This window comes from Oceanicella sp. (assembly GCF_056449545.1).
Genome location: NZ_JBWOMN010000071.1, coordinates 20,969 through 44,672, shown reverse-complemented (window position 1 = coordinate 44,672; position 23,704 = coordinate 20,969). Strand labels below are relative to the sequence as shown.

Below are 23,704 nucleotides of genomic sequence, written 5' to 3'. Positions count from 1 at the left end.
AGCACCGGCGATCAGGAAAAATCCCAAAAATGATTAACGAAACCCTGACGCGCCGTCCGCGCCGGGGGCCGCAGCCGATTCGCAGGCCCCGCCCGACGCCCCCGGCTAGTCGACCAGCGCCGCCTCGGTCCGGGCGCGGATCTGATCGAGCGCCACGCCCTCGGCGATCTCCGCCACCTTCAGCCCGCCCGGAACCACGTCGAACACCCCCAGATCGGTGATGACGCGATCCACCACCCCCTTGCCGGTCAGCGGCAGGGTGCATTCGCGCAGCAGCTTGGAATTGCCGCGCTTGTCCGCATGGCTCATCAGCACCACCACCCGGCCGACGCCGGCGACCAGATCCATGGCCCCGCCCATGCCCTTGACCAGCTTGCCCGGCACCATCCAGTTGGCCAGATCGCCGTTCTCGGCCACCTCCATGGCCCCGAGGATCGCCATGTTGATCTTGCCGCCTCGGATCATCGCGAAGCTGTCGGCGGAGGAAAAATACGAGGTCCGCTGCAGTTCGGTGATGGTCTGCTTGCCGGCGTTGATCAGGTCGGCGTCGATCTCCTCCTCGGTGGGGAACGGCCCCATGCCGAGCATGCCGTTCTCCGACTGCAGCGTCACGTCGACGCCGTCGGGAATGAAATTGCTCACCAGCGTCGGGATGCCGATGCCGAGATTGACGTACCAGCCGTCATGCAGTTCCTGCGCGGCGCGGGCGGCCATCTGATTGCGGTCCCAGGGCATGTGATTTTTCTCCGGTAGCTGTGTTTCGCGCATCGCCGGGACGGCCCGGCGAGAGGGGGCGCGCGGGGGCGCGGCTCAGGCGGCGCGGATGGTGCGCTGCTCGATGCGTTTCTGGTGATCGCCGGCGATCAGCCGGGTCACGTAGATGCCGGGCGTGTGGATCAGATCCGGATCCAGGCTGCCGCGGGGCACGATCTCCTCGACCTCGGCGACGCAGACCTTGCCGGCGGTGGCGGCGTTGGGATTGAAGTTGCGCGCGGTCTTGCGGTAGATCAGATTGCCCATGTCGTCGCCCTTCCAGGCCTTGACGATGGCCAGATCGGCGACGATGCCGCGTTCGAGGATATAGGTCTCGCCGTCGAAATCCTTGTGCTCCTTGCCCTCGGCGATCACCGTGCCGACGCCGGTCTTCGTATAGAACCCCGGGATCCCGGCGCCCCCGGCGCGCAAGCGCTCGGCCAGCGTGCCCTGCGGGTTGAATTCCAGCTCCAGCTCGCCGGACAGGAACTGGCGCATGAATTCGGCGTTCTCGCCCACATAGGAGGAGATCATCTTCTTCACCTGCCGGGTCTGCAGCAGCACCCCGAGCCCGAAATCATCGACCCCGGCGTTGTTGGAGGCGACGGTGAGATCCTTGACGCCCGCGTCGCGGATCGCCGCGATCAGCAGTTCCGGGATGCCGCACAGGCCAAAGCCGCCGGCGGCGATGGTCATGCCGTTGAACAGCAGGCCGTCAAGCGCCTCGGCCGCGGATCCATAGACCTTTTTCATCTCGCTCCTCCAGTTGCGGCGATCGCCCCGGCGCCGCCCAAATCCTCGTCCCCTCGGGGGTCGGGGATTTGTCCGGCATGGCCGGCGCCAAGTCAAATGCTGCTTTGCGCGCGCCCCGCCGCGCCGCGCGCCCCAGCCCCGCGCCGCCGCGCGCCAACACGTCGTTTGCGCCCGGCGGCGCGGGTCCTGTAGACATTGATCAACCCGAATCCAGAGGAGCCCCCAGATGAAACTCAAAGATCCCTCGCTGCTGACCGGCCGGTCCTTCATCGACGGCGCCTGGGTGGACGGCCCCGGCGGCAAGACCTTCCCGGTCGCCAACCCCGCCACCGGCGAGACCCTCGCCGAGGTCGCGGATCTGGGCGCCGAGGAGACCCGCCGCGCCATCGACGCCGCCTACGCGGCGCAGAAATCCTACGCCGCGCTGCTGGCCTCGGAACGCGCGGCGCTGCTGATGAAGCTGCACGACCTGATGTTGGAGAACGCCGACGACCTGGCGACCATCCTCACCTGCGAGCAGGGCAAGCCCTTCGCCGAGGCGCGCGGCGAGGTGGTCTACGGCGCCAGCTTCCTCGGCTGGTTTTCCGAGGAGGCCAAGCGGGTCTATGGCGACACCATCCCCGCCGTGGCCCCGGGCAAGCGCACGGTGGTGCTCAAGCAGCCCATCGGGGTGATCGCCTCGATCACCCCGTGGAATTTCCCCACCGCGATGATCACCCGCAAGATCGGCCCGGCGCTGGCGGTGGGCTGCACCGTGGTCGCCAAGCCGGCCAAGCTGACGCCGCTTTCGGCCACCGCCATCGCCGTGCTGGCCGAACGCGCCGGGTTCCCCAAGGGGGTGTTCAACCTGGTCTGCGGGTCCTCGGCCTCGGCCATCGGCAACGAGATCTGCGCCAACCCCAAGGTGCGCAAGCTGACTTTTACCGGCTCGACCGATGTCGGCCGGGTGCTGATGCGCCAGTGCAGCCACGACATCAAGAAGCTGGGGCTGGAGCTGGGCGGCAACGCGCCCTTCATCGTCTTCGACGACGCGGATCTGGACGCGGCGGTCGAGGGCGCCATGGCCTCGAAATTCCGCAACGCCGGGCAGACCTGCATCTGCGCCAACCGCATCTACGTGCAGGACGCGGTCTATGACGATTTCGCCGCCCGCCTGACCGCCAGGGCCGAGGCCCTGACCGTGGGCGACGGCATGCAGGCCGGCATAACCACCGGCCCGCTGATCGACGACGCGGCGGTGGAGAAGGTAGAGGAGCATCTCGCCGACGCGCTGGCCAAGGGCGCCCATGTGGTCGCCGGCGGCAAGCGCCATGCGCTGGGCGGCAGTTTCTTCGAACCCACGGTGGTGACCGGGGTGACCCAGGCCATGCAGGTGGCGCGCGAGGAGACCTTCGGGCCGCTGGCGCCGCTGTTCCGGTTTTCGGGCGAGGACGAGGTGGTGGAGATGGCCAACGACACCGAATTCGGCCTCGCCGCCTATTTCTATTCGCGCGACATCGGGCGCTGCTGGCGCGTCGCCGAGGCGCTGGAATACGGCATCGTCGGGGTCAATGACGCGCTGCCGTCCTCGGCCGTGGCGCCGTTCGGCGGGGTGAAGCAGTCGGGGCTGGGGCGCGAGGGTTCGAAATACGGCATCGATGACTTCACCGAGATCAAGTACCTGTCCATGGGCGGCATCTGAGCCCGAGGCCGGGGTCCGGCCGGGATTCAACGATGCGCCCCCGCCGCCCGGCCCCCCCGAGAGGGGACCGGGCGGCGCGGCCACTGAATGCGCCGGGCCCGGGGCCCGACGCGGGCGCGTGACGCGGGCGCCCTGCGGAAGGCCAGGCGGCGGGCGCGGCGTTTCAGGGGGCGGTCGGGTCTGGCGGCGCCGGGGCCGCGGCGCGGCCCTGCCCGTGTTCGGTCTTGTCCCAGTAGCGCGGCGCGATCGCCGCCTCGATCAGCGACTTGATCGCCGACACCGCGCCCAGCGGCCAGTAGAGCGGCAGGCTCAGCGCCGTGCGGGTCAGGCCGCGCCGCCCGGCCCGCCGGAGCGCCAGCAGGCTGGAGGCGATCACCACCCCCTGCCCCGCCAGCAGCCCGGCCTTCAGCGCCAGCCCGCTCGCGCCCGTCATCAACGCCGAATCGTAGACCGGCCCCGCCAGCGGCCACCAGATCCACACCGCCCAGAACAGCGGCTGCGCCAGAAAGGCGCTGGCGGAGCCCAGAAACAGCGTCTGGAACCCCAGAAAGCCCCCCATCCCCAGATCCCGCCACAGCCGCGCCGGCGCGCGCATATGGGTGAGCCAGGTCAGCAGATAGCCTTTTTGCCAGCGCGAGCGCTGGCGGATCCATGCCAGCGCCGTGCGGGTGGCCTCCTCGGCGGTCTCGCTGTCGATGATGCCGGTGACGTAGCCGGCGCGCGCCAGCCTGATGCCCAGATCCGCATCCTCGGTGACGTTGTGGGCGTCCCAGGCGCCGAGGCGCTCCAGCGCCGCGCGGCGGAAGAACACCGAGGTCCCCCCCAGCGGCAGCGGAAAGCCCAGCCGCGCCATGCCCGGCAGCATCACGTGGAACCAGGTGGCGTATTCCACCGCGAAGCAGCGCGCGATCCAGCCGTCGGATTCGTTGCGGAACGCCAGCCGCGCCTGCACGCAGGCCAGCTTCGCGGTGGCGCCCTCGAAGGCGGCGGCGGTCTTCAGCAGCTGGTCGGGGTCGGGACGGTCCTCGGCGTCATAGACCCCGATGATCTCGCCCCGGGCGAAATCCAGCGCGTGGTTGAGCGCGCGCGGCTTGGTCCGCGGCCCGCCTTCGGGGGTGACGATGATGCGCATCCAGGGCGGCGGTTCCTGCGCGTCCAGGGCGATCCGGGTCGCTTCGTCGTCGGCCTCCAGCGCCAGAAGCACCTCCAGCCGTTCGCGCGGGTAGTCGAGATTTTTCAGAGCCGCGACAAGCGATTCCGCCATGCGCGGTTCGCGATACAGCGCGACGATGATCGAGATCCGGGGCAACGGCGCGGCGCGGGATTTCACGCGCGGGTCCGGCGCAGCGCCCTTCGCCGCCTTGCGGGCGCGCGTTCCAAGGCGCGCGCAAGGCAGGAACGACCGGATCGGCGGCAGCGCCATGGTCGCCAGCCGCAGTCCGATATTGAGGATGTTGAACAGCAGCGCCAGCGCGAACAGCGCCGAGATCGCGTAGACGGGCGCCAGGACCAGCGCCGCCAGCGACCCGACCAGCACGCCGCCGATCAGCAGCTGCGCCGCCAGCCCGGTGACCGCGCGCGCCGACAGCCGGGTCGGCGTGCGGCGCGAGGCCCGCCGCGCCAGCGCCTGCGCGAATCGCGCCGCCAGCAGCCGGTCGAAGGCGTCCGGCGCGCAGCCGACGATGGCGATGGGCTGATCCGGCGCCAGCCCCAGCGCCCGGCGCAGGAACGGCTCGGCCCCCGCCAGCGCGTCGGGCTCGGGCGAAGCCAGCAGCATGCGTCCCTGCTCCAGCCGCCAGGGCAGGACCCGGCGGCGCAGGCAATGGTCGAGATCGCGGTCCCTCAGCAGCCCCGGCATGGGCGGCGTCGCGTCCAGATCGACGAAATCCAGCCCCCGTTGCAGGGCCAGCGCCGAGGCCACCGCCTCGGGCCGCGCCAGCCCGTTGGCGGACAGGATTTCGCCCAGCCGCGCCGAGCAGCGCCGTTGCCGGCGCAGGGCCGTGCGCAGATCGCGATCGGTGATCGCCCTGCGGGCCTTCAGGATCTCGCCCAGCCGGACCGGAGGTTCGGGGGGGCGGGCCCGTCGGGCGCTGTCGATGGCCATGGCCGCGCTCCCGTGAGGTTCGCGCACAGGCTAGGAAATCGCGGTTAACCGGCGGTAAACGCCGCGCCTCAGCCCATGAAATCGACGAAGCGCTCGAACAGGTAAAAGCTGTCCTGGGGGCCGGGGCTGGCCTCGGGGTGATGCTGCACCGAAAACACCGGCCGCCCGGTCATGCGGATGCCGCAATTGGAGCCGTCGAACAGCGAAACATGGCTTTCCTCGACGCCGACGGGAAGGCTTTGGGAATCCACGGCGAAACCGTGATTCATCGAGGTGATCTCCACCTTGCCGGTCGCCAGTTCCTTGACTGGATGGTTGGCGCCGTGATGGCCGTGGCTCATCTTCACCGTGCGCGCGCCCAGCGCCAGCGCCAGCATCTGATGGCCCAGGCAGATGCCGAACACCGGGATGTCGGCGGCCAGAACGCCCTTGATCATCGGCACGGCGTAAACCCCGGTGGCCGCGGGGTCGCCGGGGCCGTTGGACAGGAACACGCCCTCGGGATCATGGGCCAGCACCTCCTCGGCCGAGGCGGTCGCGGGCAGCACGGTCACGTCGCAGCCCGCCGAGGCGAGGCAGCGCAAGATGTTGCGCTTGGCGCCGAAATCCACCGCCACCACGCGCCGGCCCGGCGCCGCGCGGCGCGCGAAACCGTCGGGCCAGGCCCAGCGCATCTCGTCCCAGCGATAGGATTGAGCGCAGGTGACGTCCCCGGCGAGGTCGGCGCCCTCCAGCCCGGCGAACCCCCGCGCCCGGGCCACCAGCGCCGCGGCGTCGAAATCGCCGTCCAGGCGGTGTTCGACCGCCACATGCGGCGCGCCGTGCAGGCGGATGGCGCGGGTCAGCCGACGGGTGTCCACGCCGCCGACCCCGATGCGCCCGCGCCTGGCCAGCCAGTCGGACAAATCGCCGCTCGCGCGCCAGTTCGACGGCGCCGTGGGGTCCCATTTCACCACCATGCCCAGCGCCGCCGGCGCGGCGGATTCCTCATCCTGCGCATTCACGCCGGTGTTGCCGACATGGGGGAAGGTGAAGGTGACGATCTGCCCGGCGTAAGAGGGATCGGTCATGATTTCCTGATAGCCGGTCATGGCGGTGTTGAAGCACAATTCGCCGATCGCGGCCCCGGTCGCGCCAAAGCCGCGCCCGTAGAACAGCGACCCGTCGGCCAGCGCGATGCAGGCGGTGGCCCGCCCGCCCGGCAGGGCGGCGGGCGCGTGGTCGGGTGCGGCGGCGGCTCCCGCGGCGGCGCTGGTGGAAACGGTCATCTGCGGACCCCGGATCGGTTGGATTTCGCCGGAAGCTAGAGGCGCGCGAGCCTCGCGTCAAGCGCCGCGGGCGATTCGGAAAAACATCAATTCGCCCCGATGGTTAACCGAAATTTAACATGGATTGGCGACTCGCCCGACATCGTGTAACGTCACTGCCTCGATCGAAGCAACGCAGGAAGCCCCCATGCGCGAGCGCATCACCGCCGCCCTCAAGGAGGCGATGAAAGCCCGGGACGCCACCCGGCTCTCGACCCTCCGCCTGATCACCGCAGCCATCAAGGATCGCGACATCGAGGCGCGCGGCGCCGATGACGGCGCCAGCGGGGTTTCGGACGCCGAGGTCACCCAGATCCTCGCCAAGATGATCCGACAGCGCAACGAATCGATCCGCGCCTACGAAGAGGCCGGGCGCCTCGAACTCGCCGAGCGCGAACGCGACGAGATCGCGGTGATCCGCGAATTCCTGCCCAAGCCGCTGTCCGAACAGCAGGTCGCCAAGGCGATCTCCGAGGCGATATCCCAGACCAAGGCGCATTCGATCCGCGACATGGGCGCGGTGATGGGGGCGCTGAAGGCGAAATACCCGGGGCAGATGGATTTCGGCAAGGTCGGCGCCGAGGTGCGCGCCTCGCTGGGCTGACCCCGCCCGGCCCGGCTTCCCGGCCCGGCTTCCTGGCCCGGCTTCCTGGCGCGGCGATCCCGGATGGCTGCGGGACGCCACGGCATGCGCGGGGCGGTCGCGATCCGGAGCCTGCCGTCGCAGGCGCCCCGCTCGCCGCCGCCGCGCCGATCGCACCGCCATTGGCGGCGCCGGCCACGGGCGCGCCCGTCAGCGCAGCGAGCGCACCCCGTCTAGAAAGATCGCCGTCACCATCCGCGCATACGCCTCGCGGGTCAGCGCCCCGCCCTCGCGGAACCACATGTAGAACCAGTTCAGCATCCCGAACAGGCTCATGGTCGCGGGTTTCAGCATCGCCTCGTCCAGCCCCGGATGCGCCGCCCGGATCGACTCGGCGAACAGCGTCACCAGCCGGCGCTCGCGGGCGCGCACCTGCGCCTGCAGCGGCTCGGGCAGCGCCGAGAGCGCGTCGAGCTGCACCTTGTGCTCGGAATCCGCGTCGCGATAGGCCTCCAGCAACGCCAGCACCAGCGCCCCGAGCCGCGCGCGCGGATCGGCCGCCTCATCCGCCGCCGCCGCCGCCGCCGCCACCAGATCGCCGAGATGCCGATGGATGATGTCGAACAGCAGCGCCTCCTTGGAGGCGTAATAGTGGTACAGCAGCGCCTTGGACACGCCGCACCCCGCCGCCACCGCGTTCATCGACGTGCGGTCATAGCCATGCGCGGCGAATTCCCGCGCCGCGCCTTTCAGCAGCGCCGCGCGCTTGGCGTCGTAGTCGCTGGCCCGAGAGCGCGCCACCCCTAGCCCTTCGGCCGGTTGTCCACCACGCGCCGCGCCTTGCCGGCCGATCGCTCGACCCCGCCGGGATCGGCGACGCGCACCGCGGCGGTGACCCCGACCACGCCCTTGATCGCCGCCGCCAGCGCCTTGCCGCTGACCGCCCGATCGCCCGAGGTCGCGGCCCCCGCCAAAGCCTCCACATGGATGGTCATGCGGTCCATGCGCCCCTCGCGGGTCAGCTCGATCTGGTAATGCGGGGCCAGCCCCGCGACCTTCATCAGCTGCTCCTCGATCTGGGTCGGGAACACGTTGACCCCGCGCAGGATGATCATGTCGTCGGAACGCCCGGTGATCTTCTCCATGCGCCGCATGCTGCGCGCCGTGCCCGGCAGCAGCCGGGTGAGGTCGCGGGTGCGGTAGCGGATGATCGGCAGCGCCTCCTTGGTCAGCGTCGTGAACACCAGTTCGCCCATCTCGCCGTCGGCCACCGGCGCGCCGGTCTCGGGGTTGATGATCTCGGGATAGAAATGATCCTCCCAGACATGCAGCCCGTCCTTGGTCTCCACGCATTCGTTGGCGACCCCGGGGCCCATCACCTCCGACAGCCCGTAGATGTCCACCGCGTGCATGTCGAAGGCCTCCTCGATCTCGCGCCGCATGGCGTCCGTCCAGGGTTCGGCCCCGAAAATTCCCACCTGCAGCGAGCTGTCGCGCGGATCGATCCCCCGCGCCCGGTATTCGTCGAGGATCGACAGGAAATACGACGGCGTCACCAGGATCGTCGTCGGCTTGAAATCCTCGATCAGCGTCACCTGGCGCTGGGTCATGCCGCCGGAGATCGGCACCACGGTGCAGCCGAGCTTCTCGGCCCCGAAATGCGCCCCCAGCCCGCCGGTGAACAGCCCGTAGCCATAGGCGTTGTGCACGATGTCGCCGGGGCGCGTGCCCGAGGCCCGCAGCGATCGCGCCACCACGTCGCCCCAGATCTCCAGATCGTTCTTCGTGTAGCCCACCACGGTCGGCTTGCCGGTGGTGCCGGACGACGCATGGATCCGCGCCACCCGTTCGCGCGGCACGGCGAACATGCCGAACGGATAATTGTCGCGCAGATCCTGCTTGGCGGTGAAAGGAAACTTCGCCAGATCCGCCAGGCAGGTCAGGTCGTCGGGATGCGCCCCCGCCGCATCAAAGCTCGCGCGGTAGAACGGCACGTTGTCATAGGCGTGGCGCAGCGACCATTTCATGCGCTCGAGCTGCAAAGCCGATATCTCGTCGCGCGAGGCGATCTCGATGGGGTCGAGATCGGCCCGGCTCGGTGTCAGATCCTTCATGAAGTCCTCCCGGCGTGTGTCCCAGCCGCTTTCGTCGAATTCCCGTCGCACGACGCCGCCCCCGGCCCCCGCGCCCGCTCAGGGCCTCTCCAGCATCAGCGCGATGCCCTGCCCGACGCCGATGCACATGGTGCACAGGGCCCGCGAATGGCCCCTCTCGCGCATCTCCACCCCGGCGGTCAGCGCCAGCCGCGCCCCGGACATGCCCAGCGGATGTCCCAGCGCGATGGCCCCGCCATTGGGATTCACATGCGCCGCGTCGTCGGGCAGCCCCAATTCGCGCATCACCGCCAGCCCCTGCGCCGCAAACGCCTCGTTCAGCTCGATCAGATCCACGTCGCCGATGCCGAGCCCCAGCCGCGCCAGCAGCTTCCTTGTCGCCGGCGCCGGGCCGATGCCCATGATCCGCGGCGCGACCCCGGCGCTGGCCATGCCGGCGATCCGCGCCATGGGGACCAGCCCGTGACGTTCCACCGCCGCGCCCGAGGCCACGATCACCGCCGCCGCCCCGTCATTGATGCCCGAGGCGTTGCCCGCCGTCACCGTGCCGCCCTTGCGGAACGGCGTCGGCAGCGCCGCCAGCTTTTCCGCCGAGGTGGCGCGCAGATGTTCGTCCTGCGCAAAGATCGCCGGATCGCCCCGGCGCTGCTGCACGCGCACCGGGGCGATCTCCAGCGCCAGCCGCCCGCTTTCCTGCGCGGCGGCGGCGCGCCGCTGGCTGCGCAGCGCGAAGGCGTCCTGATCCGCGCGCGAAATCCCGAAATCCTCCGCCACGTTCTCCGCCGTCTCGGGCATGGACTCGACGCCGTATTGATCCTTCATCAGCCGGTTGACGAACCGCCAGCCCATGGTCGTGTCATAGACCGCGTTGGCGCGCGAAAACGCCGCCCCGGCCTTGGGCATGACGAAAGGCGCGCGGGTCATGCTCTCGACCCCGCCGGCCAGCACCACATCCGCCTCGCCGCAGCGGATGGCGCGCGCCGCCTGCCCGATCGCCTCCAGCCCCGAGCCGCACAGCCGGTTCACCGTCGCGCCGGGCACGCCGTCGGGCAGCCCGGCGAGCAGGGTCGCCATGCGGGCCACGTTGCGGTTGTCCTCGCCCGCCTGATTGGCGCAGCCCATGATCGCGTCGTCGATCGCGCCCGGGTCCAGCCCCGGCGCCCGCGCCATGACCTCGCGGATCGCATGCGCCAGCAGGTCGTCGGCCCGCACCGTGGCCAGCGCGCCGCCGAAACGGCCGATGGGGGTGCGCACGCCCTCGCACAGAAACGCCTCGCTCATGCCCCCGCGCCCCCGTTTTCGTCCCCATCCGCGTTGCCGTTGGCGTCGATCAGGCTCTCGGCGAAATGCTCGCCCTCGACGATGCGCGACACGCCGCGGAAACTGGCGATCGGCTCGCCCTCGACGGTGACCAGCACGTCATAGATGCCGGTGCGCCCCTTCACGGCGATCTCGACGGCGGTGGCCACCATGCGCTCGCCGATCTGTCCCGGGCGCAGATAGGTGATGGAATTGTGCTGCGCCACCGCCAGCTTGTTGCGGCTGTTGCAGGCGAAGGCGAAGGCGCTGTCGGCGAGCGAGAAGATATAGCCGCCGTGGCAGATGCTGTGGCCGTTGGCGTGGCGCGCCTCGACCACCATCGACAGGGTGGCGCTGCCCGGCGCCACCCTGTCGATGCGCATGCCCATGTCCTGGCTGGCCGCATCGCTGGCCCACATCAGATCGGCGCATCTGCGCGCGATGGCTTCGGGTGTCATTGGCTTCTCCCGCTGAAAACCGGTTTTCGCTTGCCGAGGAAGGCGGCGACGCCCTCCGCGTAGTCGGGCGAGCGCCCCGCCAGCCGCTGGCTGTCGCGTTCAAGGTCGAGCTGCGCGTCAAGATCGTTGGCGCCCGCCGCCTGGATCAGCCGTTTGGTCAGCCCGTAGCCATAGGTGGGGCCTTCGGCGAAACCCGCGACCAGCGCCAGCGCCTCGCCCATCAGCGCGTCGTCGTCGACGGCGCGCCAGATCAGCCCCCATGCCTCGGCCTGCTCGGCGCCCAGCGGCATGCCGGTCAGCGCCAGCCCCTTGGCCCGCGCCTCGCCCAGCCGGCGCGTCAGCGCCCAGGTGCCGCCGGCGTCGGGGATCAGCCCCAGCTTGCAGAACGCCTGGATGAAGCGCGCCGAGCGCGCCGCCAGCACCATGTCGCAGGCCAGCGCCACATTGGCCCCGGCGCCCGCCGCGACCCCGTTGACCGCGCAGACCACCGGCTTGTCGAGCCCCCGGATCATGCGGATCAGCGGGTTGTAGAATTCTTCCAGCGTGCCGCCCAGATCCGGCGGGCCCTGCATCTTCGACGGATCGCGGTCGCCCAGGTCCTGCCCGGCGCAGAACCCGCGCCCGGCGCCGGTCAGCAGCACCGCGCGGATCTCCGGTTCGGCGGCGCGCGCCAGCTGATCGCGCAGCGCGCCGTGCATCTCGTCGGTGAAGGCGTTCAGCCTGTCGGGCCGGTTCAGCGTCAGGATCAGCGCCGCGCCCCGGCGTTCGGCAAGTATGGTGTCCGACAATTTCGCCTCCCCGGCTGCGACGCGGCGCGCCCGTCGTCCTTCTGGAAAGATCTTGCATAAACCGACCGGTCGGTCAATAATATTCGCCGTATCCGAGACCCTCCAATCGCGAGCGCCCCATGACCGTCATGCAGCTGCACAGTTTCGCCGCCGGCGAATGGATCCCCCCCGCCGGCGCCCGCGCCATCCGCTCCGCCGTCACCGGCGAGGTGATCGCCGAGGCCGGGACCGATGACCTCGATTTCGCCGCCATGGCCGAGCACGCCCGCGCCAGAGGCGGCCCGGCGCTGCGCGCGCTCACCTTCCACGACCGCGCCCGGATGCTCAAGGCGCTGGCCATGCACCTGAACGAGCGGCGCGAGCCGCTCTACGCGCTCAGCGCCATGACCGGCGCCACGAAGGCCGATTCGATGATCGACATCGACGGCGGCATCGCCACGCTGTTCGTCTACGCCTCCAAGGGCCGGCGCGAGATGCCCGATGCAAAGCTCTATCTCGATGGCGAGGTCGAACAGCTGTCGCGTTCGGGCGCCTTCATGGGCCGCCATGTCTGCACCCCGCTGCACGGCGTGGCGGTGCATATCAACGCCTTCAACTTCCCGGTCTGGGGGATGCTTGAAAAGCTCGCCCCGGCGATCCTCGGCGGCATGCCGGCGATCGTCAAGCCCGCCACCGCAACCTCGTATCTGACCGAGGCCTGCTTTCGCGTCATGCTCGACAGCGGCATCCTGCCCGCGGGCGCGATCCAGCTGATCTGCGGCGGCGTCGGCGACCTGCTCGACCACATGACCTGTCAGGACGTGGTCGGCTTCACCGGCTCCGCCGCCACCGCCGCCCTGCTCAGGCGCAAGGACGCGATCCTCGACGGCTCGGTGCGCTTCGTCGCCGAACAGGACAGCCTGAACGCGTCGATCCTCGGCCCCGACGCCGCCCCCGGCACGCCCGAATTCGACCTGTTCGTGAAGGAAATCTGCACGGAAATGACCACCAAGGCGGGGCAGAAATGCACCGCCATCCGCCGCGTCATCGCCCCCGAACCCCATCTCGACGCGCTCAGCGACGCGCTTTGCGCCCGCCTCGCCGGCGTGCGGGTCGGCGACCCGAGGCGCGAAACCACCCGCATGGGCGCGCTGGCCTCCGCGGCGCAGAAAACCGACGTGCTCGCCAGCGCCGCGCGCATCGGCGCCGAGGCCGAGCGCATCTTCGGCGATCCCGACGATTTCCGCGTTGACGGCGCCGACCCCGATCGCGGCGCCTTCCTGCCGCCGATGCTGTTTCGCTGCGCCGATCCCGACGCGGCAAGCGCGGTGCACGAGGTCGAGGCCTTCGGCCCGGTCGCGACCCTGATGGGCTATCGCGACCCCGGTCACGCGGTGGCGCTGGCCAATCGCGGCGGCGGTTCGCTGGTGGCCTCGGTGTTCACCCATGACCCGGATTTCGCCCGCGAGGCGGCGCTGGGCGCCGGCGCCTTCCACGGCCGCCTGTATTTCGCCGATCGCGACGCGGGGCGCGAGGCCACGGGCCACGGCGCCCCCCTGCCCCACATGGTGCATGGCGGGCCGGGGCGCGCCGGCGGCGGCGAAGAACTGGGCGGCGTGCGCGGCGCGCTCCACTACATGCAGCGCACCGCCATTCAGGGCAGCCCGCGCATGCTGGCGGCGATCGGCGGCGACTGGCTGGACGGCGCGCCGGAAATCACCACCGGCGCCCACCCCTTCACCCGCCGCTTCGGCGATCTGCAAATCGGCGAGACCCTGCGCAGCGCCGCGCGAAAAATCACCCTCGACGACATCGACGCCTTCGCCCATTTCACCGGCGACACCTTCTACGCCCATATGGACGAGGACGCGGCCAGGGCGAACCCCTTCTTCCCCGGCCGCGTCGCCCATGGCTACCTGCTGCTGAGCTTCGCCGCCGGCCTGTTCGTGCAGCCCGATCCCGGCCCGGTGCTGGCCAATACCGGGCTTGACCGGCTGCGGTTCCTGAAGCCGGTGTCGCCGGGGGACAGCATCGCCGTGCGCCTGACCGTGAAACGCAAGACCCGGCGCAACGACGACCATGGCGAGGTGCGCTGGGACGTGGCGCTGACCAACCAGGACGGCGACAAGGTGGCGACCTATGAATTGCTGACGATGAACGCCATCTAGGGCGCCGCCTCAGGCTTCGGCCCGCATATGGGGCGGGTCGGGAGGCAAGTCGGGTCGATCGTCAGGCAGATCCCCGTCATCCTCCGCCGGCCACAGCGCCAGCGCCGCCGCCGCGCCGATCAGCGCCACCACCCCCAGGATCGTCATCGTCACGGGCAGACCCAACGCCTCGCCCGCCAGCCCGGCGATGGGGTAGGTCAGCAGCCAGCAGACATGGGACAGCGCGAATTGCGCGGCGAACACCGCGTTGCGGTCCTCGGCCCGCGCCGAGCGGCGCAGCAGCCGCCCCGCGGGCGTCAGGATCGCCGAATACAACGCCCCGCTCGCCGCCCAGGCCGCGAGAAACCCGCCCCAGCCCGGCAGCCCCGCGACCAGCATCCACATTCCGAGCCCCAGCATCAGCGCCGCCAGCGCCAGCCCCGCCGCCGCCATCGCAAGGCGGTCGCCGACCCGCGCCAGCAGCCACGGCATCGCCAGCGCCGCCGCCATCGAGCCCCCGCCATAGGCCGCCAGCGCCGCCGCCACCGCCGCGTCGCCCGCGCCGTAGCCGATCCGCACCATGACCACGGTGTTGACCAGCACGAAAGCGCTGGCCGTCGCCGCCGTCAGGGTCAGCGCCAGCAAGCCGCGCAGCCGCGGCGTCGCCAGATAGATCCGCGCGCCCCGGGTCAGCCGGTCGCCGAAGGACCGCCGCCCCGCCCCCGGCGCGCGCGGCGGCAGCGCCGCCCCCCAGACCAGCAGCGCCGATCCGGCGAACCCCGCCACCGTGCCCAGGAACAGCCAATGATAGCTGATGACAGCCAGCAGCAGCCCCGCCAGCGCCGGGCTCACCAGATTCTCGATGTCATAGACGAGGCGCGACAGCGACAGCGCCCGCGTGTAATCGGCCTCTTCGGGCAGGATGTCGGGAATCGTCGCCTGAAACGCCGGCGTGAAGGTGGCCGAGGCCGCCTGCAGCACGAAAACCAGCGCGTAGATCTGCCAGACCTGATCGATGAAGGGCAGCAGCAGCGCCACCCCGGCGCGCACCGCGTCAGCGCCGATCAGCACCGCCTTGCGCGGCAACCGCTCGGCCAGCGCGCTGGCCAGCGGCGCCAGCCCCACATAGGCCAGCATCTTGATCGCATAGGCGGCGCCCAGCACCACCCCGGCCTTCTCGCCGGCCAGATCGAAGGCCAGCAGCCCCAGCGCCACGGTCAGCAGCCCGGTTCCGAGCAACGCCACGACCTGCGCCGAAAACAGCGCCGCGTAGCTGCGGTTCTTCAGGATGCCGATCATCGGCGCAGCATAGGCGCGCCCGGTCCGCCAAGGCTAGGCCGGGCGCGCAGTCATCACTTCGGCGCCATGCGGATCGCCCCGTCCAGCCGCACCACCTCGCCGTTCAGCATCGAATTTTCGGCCATATGGGCCACCAGCGCCGCGTATTCCGCCGGATCGCCCAATCGCGACGGGAACGGAACCTGCGCGCCCAGCGCCTGCTGCACGTCCTCGGGCAGCCCCTTCAGCATCGGCGTCAGGAACAGCCCCGGCGCGATGGCGCAGACCCGCACCCCGGCGCGCGACAGGTCGCGCGCCATGGGCAGGGTCATGGCGACGATGCCGCCCTTGGAGGCCGCATAGGCGATCTGCCCGATCTGCCCGTCATAGGCGGCGACCGAGGCGGTGTTGACGATCAGCCCGCGCTCGCCGTCGCCAGTGATCGGCGCGGCGGCGCTCATGCCCGCCGCGGCCTGGCTGGCGACGTTGAAGGTGCCGATCAGGTTGATGGTGATGGTGGTCGCGAACATTCCCGGATCATGCGGCTTGCCGTCGCGATCCACGGTTTTCGCCGCCCAGGCCACCCCGGCGCAGTTCACGCAGATGCGCTCCTGCCCGATGGCGGCGCGGGCTTTCGCGAACCCCGCCGCAACGCTGGCCGGGTCGGTCACGTCCACCTCGCAGAACACCCCGCCAAGCGCCGCCGCGACCTTTTCGCCGCGATCGGCGTTCTTGTCGAACAGCGCCACCTTCGCGCCATCGGCGGCCAGCCTGCGCGCCGTCGCCTCGCCCAGCCCCGAGGCCCCGCCGGTGATCACCGCCGCGATGTCATTGCCGATCTTCATGTCCCGTCTCCCTCGCTCACCCGGCCATCTGCCGGGCGATGATGATTTTCTGGATGTCCGACGTGCCCTCGTAGATCTGGCACACCCGCACGTCGCGATAGATCTTTTCCACCGGATAGTCCGACAGACAGCCGTAGCCGCCCAGCGTCTGAACCGCGCCCGAGCACACGGTTTCGGCCATTTCCGAGGCAAACAGCTTGGCCATCGCCGCCTCGCGCAGGCAGGGCGCGCCCGCATCCTTCAGCCGCGCGGCGGCCAGCACCAGTTGCCGCGCCGCCTCCAGCCGGGTCTCCATGTCGGCAAGGCGGAACTGCACCGCCTGATGCGCAAAGATCGGCTTTCCGAAGCTTTCGCGCGCGCGCGCGTAGGCCAGCGCGTGATCGAACGCCGCCTGCGCCATGCCCACCGATTGCGCGGCGATGCCGATGCGCCCGGTCTCCAGGCTCGACAACGCGATGGCGTAGCCCTGGCCCTCGGCCCCGATCAGCGCCTCGCCGTCCAGCGCCATGTCCTCGAAGGCCAGCGCACAGGTGTCCGAGGCCTTCTGCCCCAGCTTCTCCTCGGGTCTGGCGACCACGAAGCCCGGCGCGTCATTGGCGGCGATGAAGGCGCTGAGCCCCTTCTTGCCGGCGCCCGGATCGGTGACCGCGAACAGCACCGTCGCCCCGCCGATCTTCGCCGAGGAAATGAACTGCTTGGCCCCGTTCACCACATACCCGCCGTCGCGCGCCGCCGCCCGGGTGCGCAGGGCCGAGGCGTCGGACCCCGCATGCGCCTCGGTCAGCGCGAAACAGCCGATGAACGCGCCCGCGGCGGCGGGGCGCAGCCAGCGCTCCTGCTGCTCGGGGCTGGCGAAGCGGTCCAGTATCGCCAGAAACGGCGCGTTGTGCACCGAGACCATGGTCGACACCGCCCCGTCCCCGGCGGCGATCTCCATCAGCGCCAGCGCGTAGCTCACGTAATCGGCGCCGACGCCGCCCCGGTCCTCGGGGATGGTCATGCCCAGAAACCCCAGCTCGCCCAGCTCGGCGCGGATCTCGGGCTCGATCTCGCCCGCCTTCTCCCGCGCCGCCGCGCCCGGCGTCAGCCGGTCCCGCGCAAAGGCCCGCGCGGTGTCGCGGATCAGGCTCTGTTCGTCGGTCAGCATGTCGGCGCTCCCCGCCCCTGGCCTCAGCCCCTGGCCTCGACCGGACAGCCCGCCGCCTTCCAGGCCCCGAAGCCGCCGTCGATATGGCAGACCCCCTGCAGCCCCATCTCCTGCGCGGTGCGCGCCGCCAGCGCCGAGCGCCAGCCCGCGGCGCAGAAAAACACATATCTGCCGCCCTGCTGGAAAACCTCCTTGGCATAGGGGCTTTCCGGGTCGATCCAGAATTCAAGCATGCCCCGCGGGCAGTGATAGGCGCCGGGCACGACGCCCTCGCGCTGCAATTCGCGGATGTCGCGGATGTCGACGAAGGTGACCCCGTCCTGACCCAGCAGCGCCTTCGCCGCATCCACCGAGACGGTCTCGACCACCGCATTGGCCTCGGCCACCATGTCCTTCACGTGCTTCATCGATCTCTCCTCGCTCAACCCGGCGCTCCGTTGCCCGCGCACGCCTCTCCGCGGGGCGGCGACGTCAAGCCGCCCAAGCCGACAAGACGCCCCCAATTCAGGAAAATCACCCCAGTTCCAGCGCCATCGCCGTCGCCTCGCCGCCGCCGATGCAGATCCCGGCCATGCCGCGCTTGGCGCCCCGCGCCTCCAGCGCATGCAGCAGCGTGACCAGGATCCGCGCCCCCGAGGCCCCGATCGGATGCCCCAGCGCGCAGGCCCCGCCATTGACGTTGAGCTTTTCGCGCGGGATGCCCATCTCGACCTGCGCCGCCATGGGCACCACGGCGAAGGCCTCGTTGATTTCCCACAGATCCACGTCGTCGACGCCCCAGCCGATGCGCGCCATCAGCGCCTTCATCGCCGGGATCGGCGCGGTGGAAAACCACGCCGGCGCCTGCGCGTGGCTGGCATGACCCAGAATCGTCGCCCGCACCGCCAGGCCCCGCGCCGCGGCCTCGGAGCGGCGCATCAGCACCAGCGCCGCCGCCCCGTCGGATATCGACGAGGCGTTCGCCGCCGTCACCGTCCCGTCCTTGCGAAAGGCCGGCCTCAGGGTCGGGATCTTCTCGGGGCGGGCCTTGCGCGGCTGCTCGTCGCCGCTCACCACCACCTCGCCGCGGCGGGTCGTTATCGTCACCGGCGCGATCTCGGCGTCGAAGGCGCCGGAATTCTGCGCCTCCAGCGCCCCGGACAGCGAGCCCAGCGCATATTCGTCCTGCGCCTCGCGGGTGAACTGGTATTTCTCGGCGCAATCCTCGGCGAAGGTCCCCATCAGACGCCCCTTGTCATAGGCGTCCTCCAGCCCGTCGAGAAACATGTGATCCATGGCCTGCGCATGTCCCAATCGCGCCCCGGCGCGCATCTTGGGCAGCAGATAGGGGGCGTTGGACATGCTCTCCATGCCCCCCGCCACCACCACCGCGCCGTTCCCGACCAGCAGCTGGTCATGCGCCGCCATCACGCATTTCATCCCCGAGCCGCACATCTTGTTGAGCGTCGAGGCGGGAACCTCCTCGCCCAGCCCGGCCGCGAACCCGGCCTGGCGCGCCGGCGCCTGCCCCTGCCCGGCGGGCAGCACGCAGCCCATGAGCAGCTCGTCCACATCCCCCGCCGCCACCTTCGCGCCCGAAAGCGCCGCGGCGATCGCCGTCCCGCCAAGCTGCGCCGCCGAGGCCCCGGCCAGATCTCCCTGAAAGCCGCCCATGGGCGTGCGCGCCGCGCCAACGATGACGATCGGGTCGCCGTTGGGGGCGAGCGCGCGTCCTGAATCCTGCGAGAGCGTCATGAAAACCTCCTGTGCATCCGGCGAGCGCCGCCCGCCTGCCGCGATCCGCCCGATCCGGAGATCAGATCGCCACTGAATGATCGTTCATTTCCTGAAGAGGCCTACAGAAAAACCCGAGTCGGATCAAGCTGACCATTGTTCACATCCCCGCCCGCAAGCGCGCCCCGACGGCAAAGCCGTCAACCCCGAGCGAAGCGAGGCTCCCGTCCCGACGGCAAAGCCGTCAATCCCGAGCGAAGCGAGGCCCCGCCCCACCGGCGCAGCCGCTCCCCACGGGCAAGATGCAAACCAGAAGAGTCAAGCCCGGCCAAAACCGGAAACCCGCTCGACCCAGGCGACCGCCGCCCGGTCATCGGGCCGGCGCATCAGCCAAAGGCCCCGAAACCGCGGCGGCGCGGCGACCGCCCGCCGGGGCCGAAAGCTCAGACCATCTTGCTGCGGTAGAACAACCGCCGCACCGATCCGGTTTTCGACCGCATCAGAATGGTCTCGGTCTCCAGATACTCGCCGTCGCGCCGCGCGCCGCGCACCACGGACCCGTCGGTGACCCCGGTGGCGGCGAAAATCACGTCGGCGGTGACCAGATCGTCAAGCCCGTATTTGCGGTCCAGATCGGTGATCCCGGCCTTGGCGGCGCGGCCGCGCTCGTCATCGTTGCGAAACAGCAGCCGGCCCTGGATCTGCCCGCCCATGCATTTCAGCGCCGCGGCGGCCAGCACCCCCTCGGGCGCCCCGCCAGACCCCATATACATGTCGATCCCGGTCTTGTGCGCCTCGGCGCAATGGATCACCCCGGCCACGTCGCCATCGGTGATCAGCTGGATCGCGGCCCCGGTGCCGCGCACCTCGCGCACCAGATCCTCGTGGCGCGGGCGCTCCAGAATGCACACCGTGACGCCGTCTGTCCCGCAGCCCTTGGCGGCGGCCAGCGCGGCGATGCGCTCGGTCGGCGCCATGTCCAGATCGACCAGCCCCGGCGCGTAGCCCGGCCCGATCGCCAGCTTGTCCATGTAGACGTCGGGCGCGTGCAGCATGGACCCGCGCGGCCCCATGGCGATCACCGCCAGCGCATTGGGCATGGCCTTTGCGGTCAGCGTCGTGCCCTCCAGCGGGTCCAGCGCGATATCGACCTCGGGGCCGGTCCCGCGCCCCACCTGCTCGCCGATATACAGCATCGGCGCCTCGTCGCGCTCGCCCTCGCCGATGACCACGGTGCCGCGGATCTCCAGCAGATTGAGCTGCGTGCGCATGGCGTCCACGGCGGCCTGATCGGCGGCCTTCTCGTCGCCCCGCCCGATCAGCTTGGCCGAGGCGATGGCGGCGGCTTCGGACACGCGGGCGAGGCCGAGCGACAGCATGCGGTCGGTGAAAATCAACTCGCGGGCATCGGACATGGTCGTCTCCTCAATTCATCGCCGCCGCGACAGGCGCGAAGGCTGCAATCTCGCAGCGCTTCTACGAGCCCGACGCCAACCCCGCAAGCAAAACAGTTTTCCGCGTGAAAGGGCGGGCCCGCCGCCGGCGTCGTCGCGCGAAGCGCCGACGCGCCGGCGCTCTCACGCCGCGATCAACGCCCGCGCCGACCCGGGGCCGCGCCCCCATCCTTCAAGGCGCGCCCCCGGCCCCGGGCGCCCCCCGCGCCGCGCGACGCGCGCGCGCCCTGAAACAATCAGGAAAAGCAATCACATGGTCTCGATGCGCAGCGCCACCGGGGCCGCCAGACTGTCCTTCATCGCGCCGATCCGCCCCAGGGCGCCGTCGATGGCCATGCGCGGCGCCGGATGGGTGACGATCAGCACCGGGGCGGCGCGCCCGTCATGGTCATACTGACGCATGCGGTGGATCGAGACCCCCTCCTCGCCCAGCGCCGCCGCCACCCGGGCCAGCACCCCGGGCTGATCGGACAGCGACAGGCGCAGATAGAACGCCGCCTCGCCCGCATCCGCCGCGCGCGGCGCCGCGGCCAGCGCGGCGGCCGCCACGCCGAACGCCGGGCGGCGCGACCCGGCGGCGATGTCGATCACGTCGGCGATGATCGCCGAGGCCGTGGGCCCCTCGCCCGCGCCCGGCCCCTCGAAAATGGTCTGGCCGACGAAATCGCCCTCGACGGCGATGGCGTTGGTGACGCCCTCCAGCTGCCCCAGCGCCGAACCCGCCGGCGCCAGGCAGGGCTGCATGCGCTGCTCGAGCCCCGCGCCGGTCATCCGCGCCACCCCGAGCAGCTTGATGCGATAGCCCATGTCGCGGGCCTGCTCGATATCGGCCGGGGTGATGCGCTCGATGCCCTCGATGTCGACCCCGGCGAAATCAACCCGCACGCCGAAGGCCAGCGCCGCCAGCAGCGCCAGCTTGTGCGCCGCGTCCACGCCGCCCACGTCGAAGGCCGGGTCGGATTCCGCATAGCCCAGCCGCTGCGCGTCGGCCAGCACTTCGGCGTAATCGGCGCCGCGTCGCTCCATTTCCGTCAGGATGTAGTTGCAGGTGCCGTTCAGCACCCCCATCACCCGCGTCACCGCGTTGCCCGCCAGCCCTTCGCCCAGCGCCTTGACCACCGGGATGCCGCCGGCCACCGCCGCCTCGTAGCGCAGCGCCAGCCCCTTCGCCTCGGCGGCCTCGGCCATGGCCTGGCCGTGATGGGCCAGCATCGCCTTGTTGGCGGTGACCACATGCCTGCCCGCCGCCAGCGCCGCCTCGACCGAGGCCTTGGCCGGCCCGTCCTCGCCGCCCATCATTTCCACGAACACGTCGATGTCGTCGCGCGCCGCCAGCGCCACCGGGTCATCCTCCCAGGCGTAGCCCGACAGATCGACGCCGCGATCCCGCCCGCGACTGCGCGCCGACACGGCGGCGATCTCCACCGCGCGTCCGCCCCGCGCCGCCAGCAGCGCGCCATGCGCCTGCACGATCTTCACCACGCCGCAGCCGACGGTGCCAAGCCCCGCAAGGCCCAGTCGCAGAGGTTGTTTCGTCATCGGGCACGGTTCCTTGTTGTCGCGTGCGACCGGTTCTAGCGGCTGGCCGCCCCGGTCACAACCGGCGGCTGCGCGACGCCCCGGGCGGCGTCAGACCCCGCGCGCCTCGATGAACCCCCAGCCTTCGGGCTCGAAGCCGAATTTCAGCGCGATCCGGGTGGCGCGCTCCTCGTAATGCCAGATGCAGGCAATGGAAAACTCGGCCTGCGCGGCCGAGGCCTCGACCACCGGCGCGCCGTCCTGCTCATAGGCATGGGCCTCGAACCCGGCGCGGCGCAGCGCCGCCGCGAACCCGTCGGCATCGACCCGCGCCCGCGCCGGCGCGAACTGGATGTCGAGCGTGATCGCCTCGTCGGGTTCGGCCGCCCGCTGGCCCTTCAGCTGGCGCCACATCCATTCGGTGTCCGCCTTCTGGCCGGCGAAATCCCAGCGCTCGCTCATGCGCCCCGCGCCTCGCCGCCTTGCGCCGCGAAGCGCGACAGGATCGCGTCGGCGTTCTGCAGCACCTTCTTCACGCCCCGCGCCGCCTGCCGGATGCGCTGTTCGTTCTCCACCAGCCCCAGGCGCACGAAACCCTCGCCGTATTCCCCGAACCCGACGCCCGGGGACACCGCCACCGCCGCCTCGCGCAGCAGGATCTTCGAGAACGCCATCGACCCCATGGCGCGAAACTTCTCCGGCAGCGGCGCCCAGGCGAACATGGTGGCCGGCGGCGGCGGAATGTCCCACCCGGCGCGGCCCATGGCCTCGACCAGCGCGTCGCGCCGCGCGCGATACACGCCGCGGATCTCGGCCACGCATTCCTGCGGCCCGTTCAGCGCCGCCGCCGCGGCCACCTGCACCGGGGTGAAGGCGCCGTAATCCAGATACGACTTGATCCGCGTCAGCGCCCCGATCAGCCGCGCGTTGCCCACGGCGAAGCCCATGCGCCAGCCGGGCATGGAATAGGTCTTTGACAGCGAGGTGAACTCCACCGCCACCTCGCGCGCGCCCTCGACCTGCAACAGCGAGGGCGGCGGGTTGTCGTCGAAATAGATTTCCGCATAGGCGAGGTCGGACAGCAGCCACAGCCCGTGCTTGCGCGCCAGCGCCACCAGCGCGGCGTAGAAATCCAGATCGCAAAGCTGCGCCGTGGGGTTGGAGGGGAAATTCACCACGATGGCCACCGGCTTGGGCACCGAATGGTGGATCGCCCGGTGCACCGCCGCCAGATACACCTCCGGATCGAACCGCCCCTCGTGCAGCGCCGGGATATGGCGCAGCGCGCCGCCGGCGATCATGAACCCGTAGGGATGGATCGGATAGCTCGGGTTGGGCGACAGGATCACGTCGCCCGGCGCGGTGATCGCCATGGCGAGGTTGGCCAGCCCCTCCTTGGAGCCGAGCGTGGCGATCACCTCGGTCTCCGGGTCCAGTTCGACCCCGAAGCGGCGCGCGTAATACCCCGCCTGCGCCCGGCGCAGCCCGGGGATGCCGCGCGAGGCCGAATAGCGGTGGGTGCGCGGCTTGCGCACGGTCTCCACCAGCTTGTCGACGATATGGGCGGGGGTGTCCATGTCCGGGTTGCCCATGCCGAAATCGATGATGTCCATGCCCTCGGCGCGATACGCGGCCTTCAGGCGGTTGACCTCGGCGAACACATAGGGGGGCAGGCGTTTGATGCGGTGGAATTCTTCGGACATGGGCGCGGCGCCAGCCTCCGGGTGATGGTGGGTCAGGGTGGATCGGTCAGGACGGGATCGGGTCGGGATCGGGGGTCGGG

At 70.7% G+C, this 23,704-nt stretch carries 21 protein-coding genes; 3 read left to right on the top strand and 18 right to left on the bottom strand.

Annotated features, from left to right (window positions below; translation table 11 throughout):
- Window positions 1-105 precede the first annotated feature (105 nt).
- Both AC1HC7_RS10230 and AC1HC7_RS10225 read right to left on the bottom strand, forming a co-directional pair.
- Window positions 106-735, bottom strand: coding sequence for a CoA transferase subunit B (locus tag AC1HC7_RS10230; RefSeq protein ID WP_479497178.1), 630 nt, complete (start codon window positions 733-735; stop codon window positions 106-108).
- Window positions 736-810: 75 nt separating this feature from the next.
- Window positions 811-1,506 (bottom strand): CoA transferase subunit A, encoded by a 696-nt coding sequence (locus AC1HC7_RS10225; protein ID WP_479497177.1) that lies wholly within the window; start codon window positions 1,504-1,506, stop codon window positions 811-813.
- A gap of 226 nt (window positions 1,507-1,732) precedes the next feature.
- Between AC1HC7_RS10225 and AC1HC7_RS10220 the strand changes: the two genes are divergently transcribed.
- Window positions 1,733-3,187 (top strand): NAD-dependent succinate-semialdehyde dehydrogenase, encoded by a 1,455-nt coding sequence (locus AC1HC7_RS10220; RefSeq protein WP_479498986.1) that lies wholly within the window; start codon window positions 1,733-1,735, stop codon window positions 3,185-3,187.
- A 163-nt stretch (window positions 3,188-3,350) separates the two neighbouring features.
- On the opposite strand, the gene AC1HC7_RS10215 is transcribed toward AC1HC7_RS10220, so the two are convergent.
- Complete coding sequence (locus tag AC1HC7_RS10215; RefSeq protein WP_479497175.1) at window positions 3,351-5,291, bottom strand: glycosyltransferase family 2 protein; 1,941 nt, start codon at window positions 5,289-5,291, stop codon at window positions 3,351-3,353.
- A gap of 68 nt (window positions 5,292-5,359) precedes the next feature.
- On the bottom strand, window positions 5,360-6,559 hold the full coding sequence (gene carA, locus AC1HC7_RS10210) for a glutamine-hydrolyzing carbamoyl-phosphate synthase small subunit (RefSeq protein ID WP_479497174.1): 1,200 nt from the start codon (window positions 6,557-6,559) through the stop codon (window positions 5,360-5,362).
- A gap of 187 nt (window positions 6,560-6,746) precedes the next feature.
- Between carA and AC1HC7_RS10205 the strand changes: the two genes are divergently transcribed.
- Window positions 6,747-7,202, top strand: coding sequence for a GatB/YqeY domain-containing protein (locus tag AC1HC7_RS10205; RefSeq protein WP_479497173.1), 456 nt, complete (start codon window positions 6,747-6,749; stop codon window positions 7,200-7,202).
- 189 nt (window positions 7,203-7,391) lie between these two features.
- Here the strand turns inward: AC1HC7_RS10205 and AC1HC7_RS10200 are convergent, their stop codons facing one another.
- From AC1HC7_RS10200 to paaG, 5 genes are all read right to left on the bottom strand, one after another.
- Complete coding sequence (locus AC1HC7_RS10200) at window positions 7,392-7,982, bottom strand: TetR/AcrR family transcriptional regulator (protein ID WP_479497172.1); 591 nt, start codon at window positions 7,980-7,982, stop codon at window positions 7,392-7,394.
- A 2-nt stretch (window positions 7,983-7,984) separates the two neighbouring features.
- A complete protein-coding gene (gene paaK, locus AC1HC7_RS10195; protein WP_479497171.1) occupies window positions 7,985-9,295 on the bottom strand; it encodes a phenylacetate--CoA ligase PaaK in 1,311 nt (436 codons plus the stop codon).
- A 78-nt stretch (window positions 9,296-9,373) separates the two neighbouring features.
- Window positions 9,374-10,576, bottom strand: coding sequence for a 3-oxoadipyl-CoA thiolase (gene pcaF, locus AC1HC7_RS10190; RefSeq protein WP_479497170.1), 1,203 nt, complete (start codon window positions 10,574-10,576; stop codon window positions 9,374-9,376).
- On the bottom strand, window positions 10,573-11,052 hold the full coding sequence (paaI, locus tag AC1HC7_RS10185; protein ID WP_479497169.1) for a hydroxyphenylacetyl-CoA thioesterase PaaI: 480 nt from the start codon (window positions 11,050-11,052) through the stop codon (window positions 10,573-10,575). Before paaI ends, pcaF begins: the two co-directional genes overlap by 4 nt.
- A complete protein-coding gene (gene paaG / locus AC1HC7_RS10180) occupies window positions 11,049-11,840 on the bottom strand; it encodes a 2-(1,2-epoxy-1,2-dihydrophenyl)acetyl-CoA isomerase PaaG (protein WP_479497168.1) in 792 nt (263 codons plus the stop codon). Before paaG ends, paaI begins: the two co-directional genes overlap by 4 nt.
- A 119-nt stretch (window positions 11,841-11,959) precedes the next feature.
- Here paaG and paaZ point away from each other — a divergent pair, with 119 nt between their 5' ends.
- The gene (paaZ, locus tag AC1HC7_RS10175) at window positions 11,960-13,987 is read left to right on the top strand and encodes a phenylacetic acid degradation bifunctional protein PaaZ (protein WP_479497167.1); all 2,028 of its coding nucleotides are present in this window, start codon (window positions 11,960-11,962) and stop codon (window positions 13,985-13,987) included.
- Between the two features lie 9 nt (window positions 13,988-13,996).
- On the opposite strand, the gene AC1HC7_RS10170 is transcribed toward paaZ, so the two are convergent.
- The 9 genes from AC1HC7_RS10170 to AC1HC7_RS10130 form a co-directional block, all read right to left on the bottom strand.
- Window positions 13,997-15,265, bottom strand: coding sequence for an MFS transporter (locus AC1HC7_RS10170; RefSeq protein ID WP_479497166.1), 1,269 nt, complete (start codon window positions 15,263-15,265; stop codon window positions 13,997-13,999).
- A gap of 53 nt (window positions 15,266-15,318) precedes the next feature.
- A complete protein-coding gene (locus AC1HC7_RS10165) occupies window positions 15,319-16,089 on the bottom strand; it encodes an SDR family NAD(P)-dependent oxidoreductase (RefSeq protein ID WP_479497165.1) in 771 nt (256 codons plus the stop codon).
- 16 nt (window positions 16,090-16,105) lie between these two features.
- The gene (locus AC1HC7_RS10160; RefSeq protein WP_479497164.1) at window positions 16,106-17,236 is read right to left on the bottom strand and encodes an acyl-CoA dehydrogenase family protein; all 1,131 of its coding nucleotides are present in this window, start codon (window positions 17,234-17,236) and stop codon (window positions 16,106-16,108) included.
- Between the two features lie 23 nt (window positions 17,237-17,259).
- Complete coding sequence (locus tag AC1HC7_RS10155; RefSeq protein ID WP_479497163.1) at window positions 17,260-17,643, bottom strand: rhodanese-like domain-containing protein; 384 nt, start codon at window positions 17,641-17,643, stop codon at window positions 17,260-17,262.
- Window positions 17,644-17,749: 106 nt separating this feature from the next.
- A complete protein-coding gene (locus tag AC1HC7_RS10150; protein WP_479497162.1) occupies window positions 17,750-18,970 on the bottom strand; it encodes an acetyl-CoA C-acyltransferase in 1,221 nt (406 codons plus the stop codon).
- Between the two features lie 422 nt (window positions 18,971-19,392).
- Window positions 19,393-20,364 carry a class II fructose-bisphosphatase gene (gene glpX / locus AC1HC7_RS10145; RefSeq protein ID WP_479497161.1) on the bottom strand — a complete coding sequence of 324 codons (972 nt, stop codon included), beginning with the start codon at window positions 20,362-20,364 and terminating at the stop codon, window positions 19,393-19,395.
- Window positions 20,365-20,652: 288 nt separating this feature from the next.
- Window positions 20,653-21,942, bottom strand: a complete 1,290-nt coding sequence (locus AC1HC7_RS10140) for a homoserine dehydrogenase (RefSeq protein ID WP_479497160.1) — start codon at window positions 21,940-21,942, stop codon at window positions 20,653-20,655.
- Window positions 21,943-22,032: 90 nt separating this feature from the next.
- Entirely contained in the window at window positions 22,033-22,383 is a 351-nt protein-coding gene (locus AC1HC7_RS10135; protein WP_479497159.1) for a ribonuclease E inhibitor RraB, read from the bottom strand.
- The gene (locus AC1HC7_RS10130; RefSeq protein ID WP_479497158.1) at window positions 22,380-23,624 is read right to left on the bottom strand and encodes an LL-diaminopimelate aminotransferase; all 1,245 of its coding nucleotides are present in this window, start codon (window positions 23,622-23,624) and stop codon (window positions 22,380-22,382) included. Before AC1HC7_RS10130 ends, AC1HC7_RS10135 begins: the two co-directional genes overlap by 4 nt.
- Between the last annotated feature and the right edge of the window lie 80 nt (window positions 23,625-23,704).

What these genes read in the sequence shown, in the direction of transcription:
- AC1HC7_RS10230 (WP_479497178.1), bottom strand. Translation starts at nt 735, where the DNA reads ATGCCCTGGGACCGCAATCAGATGGCCGCCCGCGCCGCGCAGGAACTG.
- AC1HC7_RS10225 (WP_479497177.1), bottom strand. Translation starts at nt 1,506, where the DNA reads ATGAAAAAGGTCTATGGATCCGCGGCCGAGGCGCTTGACGGCCTGCTG.
- AC1HC7_RS10220 (WP_479498986.1), top strand. Translation starts at nt 1,733, where the DNA reads ATGAAACTCAAAGATCCCTCGCTGCTGACCGGCCGGTCCTTCATCGAC.
- AC1HC7_RS10215 (WP_479497175.1), bottom strand. Translation starts at nt 5,291, where the DNA reads ATGGCCATCGACAGCGCCCGACGGGCCCGCCCCCCCGAACCTCCGGTC.
- carA (WP_479497174.1), bottom strand. Translation starts at nt 6,559, where the DNA reads ATGACCGTTTCCACCAGCGCCGCCGCGGGAGCCGCCGCCGCACCCGAC.
- AC1HC7_RS10205 (WP_479497173.1), top strand. Translation starts at nt 6,747, where the DNA reads ATGCGCGAGCGCATCACCGCCGCCCTCAAGGAGGCGATGAAAGCCCGG.
- paaK (WP_479497171.1), bottom strand. Translation starts at nt 9,295, where the DNA reads ATGAAGGATCTGACACCGAGCCGGGCCGATCTCGACCCCATCGAGATC.
- pcaF (WP_479497170.1), bottom strand. Translation starts at nt 10,576, where the DNA reads ATGAGCGAGGCGTTTCTGTGCGAGGGCGTGCGCACCCCCATCGGCCGT.
- paaI (WP_479497169.1), bottom strand. Translation starts at nt 11,052, where the DNA reads ATGACACCCGAAGCCATCGCGCGCAGATGCGCCGATCTGATGTGGGCC.
- paaZ (WP_479497167.1), top strand. Translation starts at nt 11,960, where the DNA reads ATGACCGTCATGCAGCTGCACAGTTTCGCCGCCGGCGAATGGATCCCC.
- AC1HC7_RS10170 (WP_479497166.1), bottom strand. Translation starts at nt 15,265, where the DNA reads ATGATCGGCATCCTGAAGAACCGCAGCTACGCGGCGCTGTTTTCGGCG.
- AC1HC7_RS10165 (WP_479497165.1), bottom strand. Translation starts at nt 16,089, where the DNA reads ATGAAGATCGGCAATGACATCGCGGCGGTGATCACCGGCGGGGCCTCG.
- AC1HC7_RS10160 (WP_479497164.1), bottom strand. Translation starts at nt 17,236, where the DNA reads ATGCTGACCGACGAACAGAGCCTGATCCGCGACACCGCGCGGGCCTTT.
- AC1HC7_RS10155 (WP_479497163.1), bottom strand. Translation starts at nt 17,643, where the DNA reads ATGAAGCACGTGAAGGACATGGTGGCCGAGGCCAATGCGGTGGTCGAG.
- AC1HC7_RS10150 (WP_479497162.1), bottom strand. Translation starts at nt 18,970, where the DNA reads ATGACGCTCTCGCAGGATTCAGGACGCGCGCTCGCCCCCAACGGCGAC.
- glpX (WP_479497161.1), bottom strand. Translation starts at nt 20,364, where the DNA reads ATGTCCGATGCCCGCGAGTTGATTTTCACCGACCGCATGCTGTCGCTC.
- AC1HC7_RS10140 (WP_479497160.1), bottom strand. Translation starts at nt 21,942, where the DNA reads ATGACGAAACAACCTCTGCGACTGGGCCTTGCGGGGCTTGGCACCGTC.
- AC1HC7_RS10135 (WP_479497159.1), bottom strand. Translation starts at nt 22,383, where the DNA reads ATGAGCGAGCGCTGGGATTTCGCCGGCCAGAAGGCGGACACCGAATGG.
- AC1HC7_RS10130 (WP_479497158.1), bottom strand. Translation starts at nt 23,624, where the DNA reads ATGTCCGAAGAATTCCACCGCATCAAACGCCTGCCCCCCTATGTGTTC.